Below are 13,014 nucleotides of genomic sequence, written 5' to 3'. Positions count from 1 at the left end.
TGCTCACCAACGGCGACTTCTACCGCGATCCCGGCGCGGACTACTACACAACCCGACGACCTGGCCCCACCAAGAACCACGCCATCCGACAGCTCGAAGCCCTCGGCTACCACGTCACCCTCGAAACACTCAGCGACACCGCCTAACTCAACACCAATGCCGTAAGCCATCCAGACCCGACGACCGCTCCCCAGCGTGGTCACCAAGTGTGGTCACCAATGATTTCGTAAGAACTACACAGTGAACACCGCCCACGCGGCGGGTCCGGCGGGAGATCACGCCGCCGGACCCGCCACCGCGGCTCGATCCCGATTGAAGCTGACGCCGGTGGGCACCAGTGTCGGGTCGGGCTACCGCGCAAAGTTCGCGCTGATCCGTTGCTGTAGATAATCTTTCGCGCTGATCGGCGGATACTTACCCCCGGGTCCGGCGATCATCACCTCATGGTTGGCCTGGGCGAAGAACGCGATGCTGTAGCGCGCGCCGCGGTGATCTGTCGGTCCGGGGCTCCTGACCCGGTGGAAGTTCGACGGCAGCAGATCGTCACTCCAGCGCATCAGCATGTCGCCGATGTTGCAGGTGATGGCCTCTTCCGAGGGATGTACCGACGTCCACACCTGGGCGTCGCGTTCCTTGCCCGGGCACACCTGCAGGCCTCCTTGACCGTCCCGCTGGAACAGCAGTGTCAGACAGTCGAAGTCGGTATGTGCACCCGCGCGCCACACGCCGGTCAGGTCGGCATCCGCTGGGAGCGCGAAGTAGTGCAACAGGCGCAGTGTGCTCTGGTAGGTCGGTGACGACGGGTCGTGCGACCGGGTGAAGAAATCCCGGTCGAAACCGAGTTTGCCGGCGAACAGGGACAGTAGCTCCATGGCCAGCGCCCAGCACTTGTGCTCGAAATCGCGGATGGTCGTGGAAAAGTGCGCGAGTTCCTGGTCGCTGGGCCACAAGCCGTCCATGTTCGACAACGTGACCTGATAGGACTCTTTCTGATCGGGCACCCCGACGGACGGCCGGATCTGGGTCAGCTGCTCCCAGCCCGAGTTGTACCGCTTGGGCCAGCGGGCCTTGACCTCGTCGGGCAGCGCGAAGAACCGCTCGGACATCGCGAACGCGGCACGTACGTCCGCGAGGTCGATACCGTGATCGACCACCTGGAAGAATCCGATATCGGTTGCTGCGCTCCATAATTCGTCGGCGATCTGGTCACGCCTGGTGGCCAGGTCGGCCAGCGATATCCGTCGCACCTCCCGGTCGCTCTCGGTGCCCAGCGCGCCCATGGCACGTTCGCGCTGCAGTTCGGTCATCTCGACCATGTCGGTGTCTCCTTTGTCGGCGTCAGTTCATCGCGATCGAGGGATCGCTGAACTGGTTGGTGAACAGGTCGTCCGCGGTCATCCCGGCGGGTACGACATTTCCGGTGGTGGCGAGCACGCCGCGCAGATCCTCGACGTTACGGGCGGTCCGGGTGGTGTCGTAGACGCCGAACGACCCGTCGTCCTCGGCGGCCAACAGGCCCTTCTCCACCAGGGTCTGCGCCCCGTAGGCTGCCTCCCCCTCGGTGTAGGGAGAGTAGGTGCTGTCCTGCGCGATGATGTCGACGATGACGGAATTCACCGGTGCGGGCTCGGCCGCGTAGTCGACGCCGGACTGTTGGATGATCGGCACCAGCTTCTCCAGGCACGGCGCGAGTTCGTCGACCCGGTCGGCACGCACCGACATGTTGGATGCGTAGATGTCGTAGCCCGCGTCCTTGACGAGGCCGTAGCCCACCGGCTTGTTCCACGCGGGGGTGTCGTGTTCGTACACGTGGGGCTCGGAGTTGGCGAACCCCTGCTGCACGATGGTGGGATCGCCGACGAAGCGCGCGGGCGAACCGTCGTAGCTGGGGTCGATCTGCGACTGCTTGAGCAGGCCCTTGTCGACCAGCCAGGCGGGGTAGATCTGGCCTTCGGAGGTCACCACGGTGGCATCGGTCTTGCCGATGTCGGCGACGGTCCTGAAGTCGGGGTGGGTGGCCGGATCCCACATCAGGATGGCCGGGCTGTACTTCAGCAACGGGGTGACCCCGACGACCGGCTGCTCGGCGGCGGCGGCGACCAGCATGTCACCGTGCACGATGCCGAGGATCAGCGAGTCATCCAGATAGAGCTGGGACGGCACCGACTGGAAACCGATGGCGGGCCCGCCGGATTTCAGGGTGATGTCGACGCCGGTGTCCAGGCCGCCGGCCACCAGCGGCCCGGTGACCGACTTGTCCTCGGTGTCCACCTGGTAGCCGGGGCCGAGCATGCCGAAGACCGCACCCATGTCCGACTGCGGTTGCCACTGCAGTTGGATGCCGATATCGGCGGGGCAGACGTCGGCGAGCTGTTGTGCCGCGGGAGCCGGCGCCAGCGAAGCCGCCGGCTCGGTGGCCTGTCCGCCGGGGGACTCGGAGGCCGACGAACAGGCGGTGAAGGTGAAGGAGGCGACGGCGCCGGCGGCGGCCGCACGCCAAAAGGCTGATCGGTTCATGGGTTCCTCGGTGACTTCGTCAGTAACGTGGCGGGCAGAGACGGTTGCGCTGCATCGATGGGGCGCATGCAATTACATGCAATCATGGTCACTGTTGCGGCTGTGTAAACGATTCGTCGTGGCACCTCGTGTGGGCAGCTTTCCAGGGCTTTCGGCGGGAATCCTTACCTGCGCTTTACCGCCCGAAACGCGGACGTAATACATGTAATCAACGCTGTAGGCATCCCACAGCGGTCACGCTGCATGTAATGCCAATCTTCGGGAGTTCTAGTGGAACCGGACCGGACCCTTCGCGACCCCGCCCAGCCGCCCGGCGGGGTCGCCCTCGCCGCCGCGCAGATCGAGTTCAGCGACATCACCAAACGTTTCGACACCGGCACCGTCGCGCTCGATGGAATCGACCTGTCGATCCGGCCCGGCGAGTTCGTTGCCGTGGTCGGTCCGTCCGGGTGCGGCAAGTCGACGCTGTTGCGGATGGCGGCACATCTTGAGCAGCCCACCTCGGGTTCGGTGCGGCTGGGTACCTCGTCGGTGGGCTTCATCTTCCAGGAGCCCACCCTGCTGCCGTGGCGCAGCGTCCGCGCGAACGTCGAGCTGTGCGCGGAGCTCAGTAAGGTCGGTCGCGCCGAGACGAAAAAGCGTGCAGCGGAATCCATCTCAGCGGTCGGATTGGAGGCCTTTGCCGATCAGCTGCCCAGGTCGCTGTCCGGCGGCATGAAGATGCGGGTGTCGATGGCCCGTGCGCTGACGTTGTCGCCGGACGTCCTCCTGCTCGACGAGCCGTTCGGTGCGCTGGACGAAATGACGCGGCTGGAGATGCAGGTCGAACTCCAGCGTCTCTACACCGACCGGGGTTTCACCGCGATGTTCGTCACGCACTCGGTGTCGGAGGCGGTGTACCTGGCCAACCGCGTCGTGGTGATGACACCGCGGCCGGGTCGCATCGCCGGCATCGTGGACGTGGGGTTCGACTATCCCCGTTCTCCCGAACTGCGTTTCGAGTCACGGTTCATCGATTACACCGCCGAGATCTCGGCACTTCTCCACGGGAGGGCGTCATGACCGTGCTCGGGACCGCGCTGGAAGCGCCGGGCAGGCTGCTGGCCCGCAGGACTGCCGCTGCGCAGTCCGCGCCGGCGGTGGCCAGAGACAGCCGGGGCAGAAAGATCAGCGGCGCCGTGCTTTATCCCTTGTTGTCCCTGGGATTCGGTCTGGCGTTGTGGTCGGCGGTCAGTTACCTGGTCCTCGAACCCCACCGCCGGTTCCTGTTGCCGCCACCGATGGACGTGTTCCGCAACTCGCTGATGGACTGGACCCGGCTGAAGCCGATGCTGGAGGCACTGGCCGTCACCGCGGAGGCCACCCTCATCGGGTTCGCTGTGGCCGCCGTCGTCGGCGTCGGCACGGGAGTGCTGATGTGCCAGGCGAAGTGGCTGGAGAAGATCATCTACCCGTACGCGGTGGTCATCCAGGTCATCCCGATTCTGGCCATCGTGCCGCTGATCGGGCTGTGGATGGGCTACGGCATGGCCGCCCGCACCTTGGTCTGCATGCTGATCGCGGTATTCCCCATCATCACCAACACCCACTTCGGCATCCGGTCGGTGGACCGCGGCATGCACGAATTGTTCACCGTGTCGGGCGCCTCCCGCTGGGACAGGATGGTGAAACTCGAACTGAGAGCGGCTCTTCCGGCGATCATGACCGGGATGCGCACCGGAGCGGGGCTGGTGGTGGTCGGCGCGATCATCGGCGACATGTTCTTCGCAAAAGGTCAACCCGGCATCGGCACCCTGCTCGACGTGTACCGCGCACGGCTGCAGTCCGAGGACCTCGTCGCCGCGATCGTGCTGGCGTCGGTGTTCGGCGTACTGGTGTTCGCCGTGATGGGCGCGATCTCGCGGGTGGCCGTCGGTCGTTGGCACGAGTCAGGGAGTCAGCTGTGAACCGTTTCGTCGTCCCTGTCCTGGATGTCAGCCCGTATGTGGCCGGCCGCAACGCCGCATCCGACCCGGAGTGCGCGGCCGTGGCCGCCGCCTTCGACACCGCGTGCCGCGAGGTCGGATTCATCCAGATCGTCGGTCACGGCGTCGAACTGGAGGCCATCGCCGGTCTGACGGCGGCGCTGGACGAGTTCTTCGGGCTGCCACTGGCGGTGAAACAGGCCTACCGGCGGGATCCGTCGACAAACCGCGGCTATTCGCCCCCGAAGAGCGAATCGCTGAGCATGAGTCTGGGCATCTCGGCCAATCAGATGAACGACTACTACGAGGCCTTCACCATCGGCACCGAGGTGACGTCGTTTCCCGGGTTGAATCTGCCCGAGACCAGTTACGCGCCGAACAACTGGCCCGATGCCGCCCCGGGGTTCCAACCGCAGGTGCAGCATTACTTCGGCCAGGTGCAGGCGCTGGCCCGAACACTGATGAGCACCGTCACCGACGCGTTGGCGTTGCCGCACCGCTACTTCGAATCGATGATCGACCATTCCATCGAGGTGCTGAAGATGAACAACTTCGCGCTCCCCGAAGGCGACCAGCGCTTCGCCGGTGACCTCCAGGGCATGGGCGCGCACACCGATTTCGGGATCCTGACCATCCTGTGGGCCGATCAGGTGCCCGGTCTGCAGGTGCTGGACCGCAGCGGGACGTGGCACGATGTGCAGCCCGCGGACGGCGCCCTGCTGATCAACCTCGGCGACGCCATGGCCCGGTGGACCAACGACCGCTGGCTCTCCACCGTGCACCGTGTCGATCCACCGGTGTTCGACGGCCGGATCCAGCGCAGACGGTCGGCGGCCTTTTTCTTCGACGGCAACCACGATGCGGTCCTGGCGCCGCTGCCGGGCACCGTGGCAGACGGCGAGACCGGCTATGAGCCGATCACCGTCGCGGAGAACATCGCGATGAAGGTCGCGGGTCTGCGCACCGGTGCGGCACCACCGATAGCGTTGCGGGAAGCCGCCCGGGTCTCCGCCGCGGCCGAGTAGGAGGGCGCCACCATGACCAGTTCGGACGGTGCCCTGCTCACCGAGTCGGTGCACAGTGCGTTGCAGGAGCTTATTTTCAGTGGTGAATTGGCGCCCGGCAGCCCGCTCAGCGTGCCGGCCCTGGCGGCCCGCCTCAACGTCAGCCGCACGCCGGTACGTGAGGCCGTTCAACAGTTGATCTACGAGGGGCTGGCCACCCACACCCGGAACGCCGGCGCCCGGGTGACCCTGCTGGACGAGGAAGCGGTCAAATCCGTCTTCGACGTCCGCGAGGTGCTCGACGGATTGGCCGCCCAGAACGCCACCCTCAACGCCAGTCGGGCCACCGTCGAACAGCTGCGCAAAATGGTTCAGGTGCAACGCGAGATGCTCGACGAGACCGCGGACCGGTTCCGCGACGCGAAACTCGACCTCGAGTTCCACACCCTGATCCGGGACACCGCGCGCAACCGGCCGCTCAGCGATGCGCTGGCACGGCTCGACGGTCAGTCGCACCTGTACCGGTCCGATATGTGGACCGCGGAACTGAACCGCCGCCTGGCGGTGGGTGAGCACGAGCGCATCGTGGCGGCCATCGAGGCCGGCGATGCCGAGGGGGCCCGCGCCGCGGCCTGCGCGCACGTGTCCGGACTGTATGTGCGGACCCGGCGAGGGTGACGATGCCCGTTTCTGAAACAGGGCCGGCGGGACAACAGCTCTCGACGCTGACGAACGCGACGCTGGCCGACGGTTCGGTGGTGGATGTGAGCCTGGGGCGCGACGGCGGRCATGCCGTCGTGGCCGCCGTCCACCCGGCCTCCGGTGCCGGGCACGGCGATGTCCCCGGCGTACTCGATCTCGACGGCTTTGTGCTGCTGACCGCGCCCGCCGAGCCGCACGCCCACCTGGACAAGGCACTGTCCTGGGACGAATTGCGACCGGAGCCCGGCGACCTGCACCATGCCATCGCCACCTGGAAGGAGGGTTCGCTGCGGTTCGACGAGGCGTCGTTCCGGCGGCGGGCCCGCACGGCGGCATTGATGTTGCTGCGCAACGGAACCACCGCAGTGCGTACCCACGTCGATGTGCTCTACGGCGATGACCCGCTGCGGGGCATCCGCGCTGTGCATGCGGTACGTCGTGAACTGCGCGCGGTGATGGACATTCAGATCGTCGCGTTGATCAAGGCCTATTCGGATGTCGAATTGCTGTACGGCGCACTGGATGCCGGCGCCGACCTGGTGGGAGGGTCCCCGCACAGTGCGCCGGAACCGCTGGCCGAGCTGGATCGTCTGCTCGGTGTCGCCGAGGACCGCGGCGTCGGCACGGACCTGCACACCGACGAATTTCTGGTCGGCGACCACCACACCCTGCCGGGGTACGCCGCCCGGGTGCGGGGCTGGGCGGCCGATCGCAACCGTACCGCCAGCCACTGCACCCGGCTGTCGATGATGACGGCCGCTGAACTGGACGAGCTGCTGCCGCAGGTGGTTTCGGCGCGGCTGGGGGTGGTCGCGAACCCGCTGACGAACCTGTCCATCCACGGCCGCGACATCGAGACCGCGACACCGCGCGGGATCACCCCGATGGCGCGCCTGCGCGCCGCCGGTGTGCCGGTGGCCGCCGGCGCCGACAATGTCCGCGACCCCTTCAATCCGCTCGGCCGCAGTGACGCGCTGGAAACCGCGATGCTGGCTGTCGTCGCGGGGCACGTGGACCCCGACGTCGCCATCTCGCTGGTCACCGATGACGCGCGGGCCGTTCTCGGTCTGCCGGCGGCGGGCCCGCGGGTGGGCGCACGCGCCGAACTGCTCGCGGTGCGGGGCACCGGGGTGACCGATGTGATCGCCAACGCCCCGGCCGATCGCATCGTGATCCATGACGGTGTGGTGGTGTCCCGCAGCGAGACCCACACCTGGATGGCGGTTTAGACAGCGAGGCCGTGCGCCCGAAGCGCGGTGACCAGCCCGTCCGGTCGCTGGCCGGTGGGCAGCGGGTCGACCAGCGCGAAGGCGCAACCCACCGCGCGGGCCCCGCCATCGGCCTCCTCGCTGTCACCGACCATCAGCGCATCGGCGGGCTCGACACCCAGCCGCGCCAGTGCGGTTTCGAAGATCGCCGGGTCCGGCTTGACCGCGCCGACCTCGAAGGACAGCACGTATTCGTCGGCCGCGGTACCGATGGCGGCCAGCGCAGGCCGCAGGTCGAAGGCGATGTTGGACACCACCGCCGTCTTGATCCCGGCCTCGCGCAACCCGTTCAGGGCGGCCGCGGTGTCCGGGTACGGCGTCCAGGACGCCGGGTCGACCAGTTTGGGATACAGCGCGGCGGCATCCGCACCGGTGAGCCCGGACTCGCGCAGCACATGTAGATACGCCTCGCGGTGCAGGTGCGGTTCCAGGTCGCGGTTGGCCCAATTATGCTGCTGCTCTTCGGACATCGGCACCGAACTGCCGGTGGGGGCGGTGACCCGGCGCATCAGCTCCGCCTGCACGTGACCGTCCACCGCCTTCTCGTCGACGGTGATGCCGTCGAACCAGCTGTCGTCTTCCTCCAGCCGGAAGAGGGTGCCGGAGAAATCGAAGAGCACGGCGCTGATCACGGGGTGCCATCCTTCCTAGAAGTGGTCGGGGATCGCGGGTGCGACGGGCCAGCCGAAGGCTACCGCGGCCCGCAGCGCCGAGCCCGGGGTGAGTTCGTCGACCAGGCCCGCGGCGACCAGTTGCGTCAGATTGGTGCCACCCAGATAGACGGCGCCGAGGTCGCGCGCGGAGATCGCGATATCGGCCGGCGCGTCGGTGCTTTCGCAGGCGGCGTCGTCGAGGCCACCCCGCAGCCGGTAGCGGCCGGTGTTCCACGGGCAGAACGCGTCCCGCACCTCCAGCACGATGTCGACGGGTGCGGCATACCGGCGCAGCGCCAGCGCGCGGCCCACATCGACCAACCGCACGAAGATGCCGTCGACAACTTCGCATTGCAGTGCACGTTGGTCGGCCGGCAGGTAGCGCACCGGCTCGTCGACCGCCGCCCCGTCGTACTTGATGCTGCGGACCAGGTCGATTTCCAGCAGGAAACGCCAGATACGGGCGTAGGCGCGTGGATTGGTGGCGCGCACCTCCTCGATGTGCAGGGTGCCGTTGGGTCCGGTCGCGGCCCAGTCGGACTTGGGCCGGTAGATCGCGAAAGCGCTGGGGGTGCCGTCGGGTTCGTGGTGCAGGGCGAACCGGATCCGGCCGCTGTCCTTGCGCCGTTCGTCGTTGTCGTGGATGTGGTAGTCCCACCACGGACGCGGCCGGTCCATCCGGCCGGGTAGGCCCGCGATCGCCCGGTCGTAGATCGCCGGGCCGTGAGCCAGCAGTGTCGCGGCGTCGGTCTCGGTCACGCTTCCGTCGCCGAGGTCGACCTCCGGCCGGAATCCCAGGTCGCGAACCTGTCCGGTCAACACGGTGTTCTGGCTGGCCAGCCCGTAGCCGAATCGGCCGTAGATCATGGTCTCGGAGGCGAACAGCATGGCCAGGGCCTCGGTGCCGCGGGCCCGGATGCCGTCGAGCTGATAGCGCATCATCTGCGTCAACAGTCCCTGGCGACGGTGCGACGGTGACACGGTGACGGCGGTGACCGCGGCGACGGGCACCAGCGCACCGCCGGGCAGGATCACCTGCTTGCGGTAGTCGCCGGCCGTGGAGGCCCACCGGGTCCCGTCATGGAAACCGAACATCCGGTCCAGGTCGGTGATCTTGCGGGACAGCTCGGTCTCGTCGGGTCGCGGATCCTTCAGGAACACCGAGTACAGCGCATGGTCGAAGGTCACGAAATCGTCGTCGTCGCGGACGGTGCGCAGGGTCAGGTCAACCACATGCTCATGTCTACCGTGCCGCCCCCTGTGAGCGCGCGGCCTTTTTCTGCAGTACGCCGCGTTCGCGCTCGTTGGCGGTCAGGGCGGCCGCGGCGGTGAACTCGGCGGCGGCCTCGGCGTCGCGGCCGAGCCGCGCCAGCAGTTCACCGCGCACACTGGGCAGCAGGTAGGAGCCGTCGAGCCCGTCGATGGCATCGACGATCAGCAGTGCCGCCGCCGGCCCCTCGGACATCGCGACGGCCACCGCCCGGTTCAGTTCGACGATCGGGGATCCGGCGATCTGCAGCAACGCGTCATAGAGCGCCACGATGCGGGCCCAGTCCGTGTCGGCGGCCGTCGGCGCCACGGCATGGCATTCCGCCAGCGCGGCCTGCAGAGCGTAGGGGCCCCAGCCGCGCTGCCCGCGGGCCTGGTCGGCGCGTTGCATGGCGGTGACACCCCGACGGATCTGGGCGCGGTCCCAACGGGTGCGGTCCTGGTCCTCCAGCAGGATCGGATTGCCGTGCGCGTCGGCGCGGGCGGCGAACCGCGACGCCTGGAATTCCATCAGCGCCACCAGGGCGTGCACCTCCGGTTCGTCCGGGGTCAGCGCCTGCAGTATCCGCCCCAGACGCAAAGCCTCACTGCACAATTCGTCGCGGATCCAGCGCTGTCCGGCAGAGGCCGCGTAGCCCTCGTTGTAGATCAGATAGATCACCGCCAGCACCGCGGACAGTCGCGAACCGAACTCGGCGCGGTCGGGCACCTCGAACGCGGTCCCGGCCAGCGTCTTCTTGGCGCGGGTGATCCGCGCGGCCACCGTCGCCTTGGAGGTCAGCAACGCCCGGGCGATCTCGTCGGTGCTCAGCCCGCCGACGACCCGCAGGGTCAGCGCGATCTGCGATTCGCGGGTCAGCGAGGGGTGGGCGGCGATGAACACCAGCCGTAGCACGTCATCGTCGATGCGATCGGGATCCCACGCGTCCTCGACGCGATCCTCGAGTTCACGCGCCAGCACCGCGTACTTGGTGTCCAGGTTGTCCTGCCGGCGCCACAGGTCGATGGCCTTGCGTTTGGCGACGGTCGTCAGCCAGGCCCCGGCGTTACGGGGCACGCCGGTGGACGGCCACTGCGCCAGGGCGTCCACCAGAGCTTCCTGCGCCAGATCTTCGGCGAGTCCCACATCGCCGAACGCGCGGGTCAGGGTGGCGACGATCTTGGCGGCTTCCATCCGCCAGACGGCATCGACGGTGTCGCGCAGGTCGGTGTCCGCCACGCCGCCACGCTAGCGCCTAGGTGGCGTCGTGGTCCTGCGCGTCGGCGCTGAAGAAGAACATGCTGGCCACGAAACTGGTCAGCGAGAGCAGACCGGCACCCAGCGACAGGCCGATGTTGTCGAATCCGAAGGTGCCGACGGACATCGCGAACCCGACGATGGCGATCATGCTCAGGAAGAGCGCCCAGGTGCTGAGCGCTTCCGAGGTGCGGGCGGGTGCTGCGGCGACAGCGGTGCGGTCGTCCATCGGGCGGGTCCTATCTGGGCGAAGCTACGTGGTCAGCGCATCTGTACCCCGCTTCGCCTCCCGCTAACCCACCGAACGTCCTGCGCCCTCCCAGAACTGCGCGCGGACGGCCTTCTTGTCGGGCTTGCCCAGCGCGGTGATCGGCACCGAATCGACGACGACGACCTGCTTGGGTACCTGTACCGATCCCTTGCGCTCCTTCACCGACGCCTGGATCTCAGCGATCATGGTCGTCACCGCATCCTCGGACGTGTCGGCGTCGGGCCGCAGCACCACCACCGCGGTCACCGCCTCGCCCCACTTCTCGTCGGGGGTGCCGATGACACACACCTGGGCGACCGACGGATGTTCGGCCACAACATCTTCGACCTCGCGCGGGAAGACGTTGAAACCTCCGGTGACGATCATGTCCTTGGTGCGGTCGACGATGAAGTAGAAGCCGTCCTCGTCCTCGCGGGCCAGGTCGCCGGTGTGCATCCAGCCGCCCTTGAAGGTGTCGGCGGTCGCCTCGGGCAGGTTCCAGTAGCCACCGGACAGCAGCGGACCGGCTACGCAGATCTCACCGACCTCGCCCTGGGGCACCGGCTGGCCGTCCTCGCCGAGCAGCGCCACCTTCGCGAACAGGGTGGGCCGCCCGCAGGAGGTCAGCCGCTTCTCGTCGTGATCCTTCTTGGACAGGTAGGTGATTACCATCGGCGCCTCGGACTGCCCGTAGTACTGGGCGAAGATCGGCCCGAACCGCCGGATCGCCTCGGCCAGGCGCACCGGGTTCATCGCCGAGGCGCCGTAGTACACGGTCTCCAGCGAGGACAGGTCGCGGGTGTGGCTGTCGGGGTGGTCCATCAGCGCGTAGATCATCGACGGCACCAGCATCGTCGCGGTGATCTTCTGCTCTTCGATCACCCGCAGCACCTCGGCGGGATCGAACTTCGTCAGCACGATCAGCTCGCCACCCTTGACGATGACCGGGGTGAAGAACGCCGCGCCGGCATGCGACAGCGGCGTGCACATCAGGAAGCGGGGATTCTCCGGCCATTCCCATTCGGCCAGCTGCACGGTCGTCATCGTGGTGATCGACTGGGTCGTGCCGATGACGCCCTTGGGCTTGCCGGTGGTGCCGCCGGTGTAGGTCAGGCCGCCGATGTGATCGGCGGGCAGGTCCGCAGCGACCAGCGGTTGCGGCGCGTACTTGGCGGCTTCGGCGCTGAGGTCGGTGGCCACATCGGCGAGCTCTTCTGGGACCGGTCCGATGGTCAGCACCTGCTTGAGCGAGGGCACCTTCTCCAGCAGTCCCAGCGCGCGCTCGGTGAACATCGGGTTGGGGTCGATGATCAGCGAGGTGACCCCGGCGTCGGACAGCACGTAGGCGTGATCGTCCAGCGAGCCGAGAGGGTGTAGTGCCGTGCGGCGGAAGCCCTGGGTCTGGCCGGCGCCGATGATCATCAGCACCTCGGGACGGTTGAGCGAGAGCAGCCCGACGGCGGCGCCGGTTCCCGCCCCGAGGGCCTCGAAGGCCTGAATGTACTGGCTGATGCGGTCGGCGAGCTCGCCGCCGGTCAGCGTGGTGTCCCCGAGGAACAGCACGGGACGGTTCTTGTGGCGCTTCAGCGCGCCGACGGTGAGGTGGCCGGAGTGCTGGAAATGGCGGAGATGCTCGTCACTCATAGCTTCAGATTAGAACGTGTTACAGAATTGCTGGCAAGGGCCGCCCGATTCGGCTTGACTGGACGGGGTGAACCACGACCTCCGCGCCGCGATCCTGTCGCTGGCCCGCGAACGCGGACCGGACAAGACGATCTGCCCCTCGGATGCCGCCCGCGCGGTGGGCGGGCAGCAGTGGCGGGACCTGATGGACGACGCCCGCGCGGAAGCGCGGGCGCTGGCCAGGCGCGGTGAGGTCGAGATCAGCCAGCGGGGTGAGGTGCTCGACCCGGACGCGCAGTGGCGCGGACCCGTGCGGATCCGCGCCACGTCCTGATCAGCGGTCAGCGGCCTCCCGCGCCGCCTTCGCGATCTTCTCGGCCAGATCCGCCTTCCACTGGATCTCCTTCTGGATCCAGGGGTTGTCCGCGGCGAACTCCTCGATCTCGCTGACGCGGCGCACCTCCAGCTTCACGCCGGGACCGAGCGGGCACTTGCGCGCCCACTGCTTGGCCTCCTCGGCCGAGGAC

Annotated in this window: 13 protein-coding genes and 1 pseudogene; 6 read left to right on the top strand and 8 right to left on the bottom strand. The window is 67.7% G+C overall.

Translation table 11 applies throughout. The features are described 5' to 3' along the window. Nucleotides 1-350: 350 nt before the first annotated feature. Entirely contained in the window at nt 351-1,316 is a 966-nt protein-coding gene (locus AC1DTF_RS30525; RefSeq protein ID WP_477476758.1) for an isopenicillin N synthase family dioxygenase, read from the bottom strand. A 22-nt stretch (nt 1,317-1,338) separates the two neighbouring features. Continuing rightward, complete coding sequence (locus AC1DTF_RS30520; RefSeq protein ID WP_477476757.1) at nt 1,339-2,517, bottom strand: nitrate ABC transporter substrate-binding protein; 1,179 nt, start codon at nt 2,515-2,517, stop codon at nt 1,339-1,341. A 339-nt stretch (nt 2,518-2,856) separates the two neighbouring features. Between AC1DTF_RS30520 and AC1DTF_RS30515 the strand changes: the two genes are divergently transcribed. Genes AC1DTF_RS30515 through AC1DTF_RS30495 form a run of 5 tightly spaced genes read left to right on the top strand, consistent with a single transcriptional unit; the run spans nt 2,857 to nt 7,416 of the window. Beyond that, nucleotides 2,857-3,579 carry an ABC transporter ATP-binding protein gene (locus AC1DTF_RS30515; RefSeq protein ID WP_477476760.1) on the top strand — a complete coding sequence of 241 codons (723 nt, stop codon included), beginning with the start codon at nt 2,857-2,859 and terminating at the stop codon, nt 3,577-3,579. After that, nucleotides 3,576-4,463, top strand: coding sequence for an ABC transporter permease (locus AC1DTF_RS30510; RefSeq protein WP_477476756.1), 888 nt, complete (start codon nt 3,576-3,578; stop codon nt 4,461-4,463). The genes AC1DTF_RS30515 and AC1DTF_RS30510 overlap by 4 nt, the downstream gene beginning before the upstream one ends. Further along, on the top strand, nt 4,460-5,506 hold the full coding sequence (locus AC1DTF_RS30505; protein WP_477476755.1) for an isopenicillin N synthase family dioxygenase: 1,047 nt from the start codon (nt 4,460-4,462) through the stop codon (nt 5,504-5,506). The genes AC1DTF_RS30510 and AC1DTF_RS30505 overlap by 4 nt, the downstream gene beginning before the upstream one ends. A 12-nt stretch (nt 5,507-5,518) precedes the next feature. Beyond that, nucleotides 5,519-6,163, top strand: a complete 645-nt coding sequence (locus tag AC1DTF_RS30500) for a GntR family transcriptional regulator (RefSeq protein WP_477476754.1) — start codon at nt 5,519-5,521, stop codon at nt 6,161-6,163. Nucleotides 6,164-6,165: 2 nt separating this feature from the next. After that, a complete protein-coding gene (locus AC1DTF_RS30495) occupies nt 6,166-7,416 on the top strand; it encodes an amidohydrolase family protein (RefSeq protein ID WP_477476753.1) in 1,251 nt (416 codons plus the stop codon). Here AC1DTF_RS30495 and AC1DTF_RS30490 read toward each other — a convergent pair. From AC1DTF_RS30490 to fadD8, 5 genes are all read right to left on the bottom strand, one after another. Then, nucleotides 7,413-8,087 carry an HAD family hydrolase gene (locus tag AC1DTF_RS30490; protein WP_477476752.1) on the bottom strand — a complete coding sequence of 225 codons (675 nt, stop codon included), beginning with the start codon at nt 8,085-8,087 and terminating at the stop codon, nt 7,413-7,415. The two genes, AC1DTF_RS30495 and AC1DTF_RS30490, sit on opposite strands and share 4 nt — an antisense overlap. 15 nt (nt 8,088-8,102) lie before the next feature. Next, complete coding sequence (locus AC1DTF_RS30485) at nt 8,103-9,341, bottom strand: GNAT family N-acetyltransferase (protein WP_477476751.1); 1,239 nt, start codon at nt 9,339-9,341, stop codon at nt 8,103-8,105. 10 nt (nt 9,342-9,351) lie between these two features. Next, the gene (locus AC1DTF_RS30480; protein WP_477476759.1) at nt 9,352-10,551 is read right to left on the bottom strand and encodes an RNA polymerase sigma factor; all 1,200 of its coding nucleotides are present in this window, start codon (nt 10,549-10,551) and stop codon (nt 9,352-9,354) included. Between the two features lie 61 nt (nt 10,552-10,612). Continuing rightward, complete coding sequence (locus tag AC1DTF_RS30475; protein WP_057166437.1) at nt 10,613-10,843, bottom strand: hypothetical protein; 231 nt, start codon at nt 10,841-10,843, stop codon at nt 10,613-10,615. A 63-nt stretch (nt 10,844-10,906) separates the two neighbouring features. After that, on the bottom strand, nt 10,907-12,508 hold the full coding sequence (fadD8, locus tag AC1DTF_RS30470) for a fatty-acid--CoA ligase FadD8 (RefSeq protein WP_057166438.1): 1,602 nt from the start codon (nt 12,506-12,508) through the stop codon (nt 10,907-10,909). A 67-nt stretch (nt 12,509-12,575) separates the two neighbouring features. On the opposite strand from fadD8, the gene AC1DTF_RS30465 reads away from it, so the two are divergent. Then, nucleotides 12,576-12,821 carry a DUF3253 domain-containing protein gene (locus AC1DTF_RS30465; RefSeq protein ID WP_477476750.1) on the top strand — a complete coding sequence of 82 codons (246 nt, stop codon included), beginning with the start codon at nt 12,576-12,578 and terminating at the stop codon, nt 12,819-12,821. Here the strand turns inward: AC1DTF_RS30465 and AC1DTF_RS30460 are convergent. Then, nucleotides 12,822-13,014 (bottom strand): annotated as a pseudogene (locus AC1DTF_RS30460) (YciI family protein); the annotation flags it as partial.

The sequence above is a fragment of the Mycobacterium sp. P4_H6 genome (genome assembly GCF_056400845.1).
Note: the sequence above shows the minus strand (reverse complement) of the source record. Positions and strands in the feature narration are given on the sequence as shown.

Coding starts and splice junctions, on each gene's coding strand:
- AC1DTF_RS30475 (WP_057166437.1), bottom strand. CDS start 10,843: ATGGACGACCGCACCGCTGTCGCCGCAGCACCCGCCCGCACCTCGGAA.
- AC1DTF_RS30510 (WP_477476756.1), top strand. CDS start 3,576: ATGACCGTGCTCGGGACCGCGCTGGAAGCGCCGGGCAGGCTGCTGGCC.
- fadD8 (WP_057166438.1), bottom strand. CDS start 12,508: ATGAGTGACGAGCATCTCCGCCATTTCCAGCACTCCGGCCACCTCACC.
- AC1DTF_RS30480 (WP_477476759.1), bottom strand. CDS start 10,551: ATGGAAGCCGCCAAGATCGTCGCCACCCTGACCCGCGCGTTCGGCGAT.
- AC1DTF_RS30500 (WP_477476754.1), top strand. CDS start 5,519: ATGACCAGTTCGGACGGTGCCCTGCTCACCGAGTCGGTGCACAGTGCG.
- AC1DTF_RS30520 (WP_477476757.1), bottom strand. CDS start 2,517: ATGAACCGATCAGCCTTTTGGCGTGCGGCCGCCGCCGGCGCCGTCGCC.
- AC1DTF_RS30525 (WP_477476758.1), bottom strand. CDS start 1,316: ATGGTCGAGATGACCGAACTGCAGCGCGAACGTGCCATGGGCGCGCTG.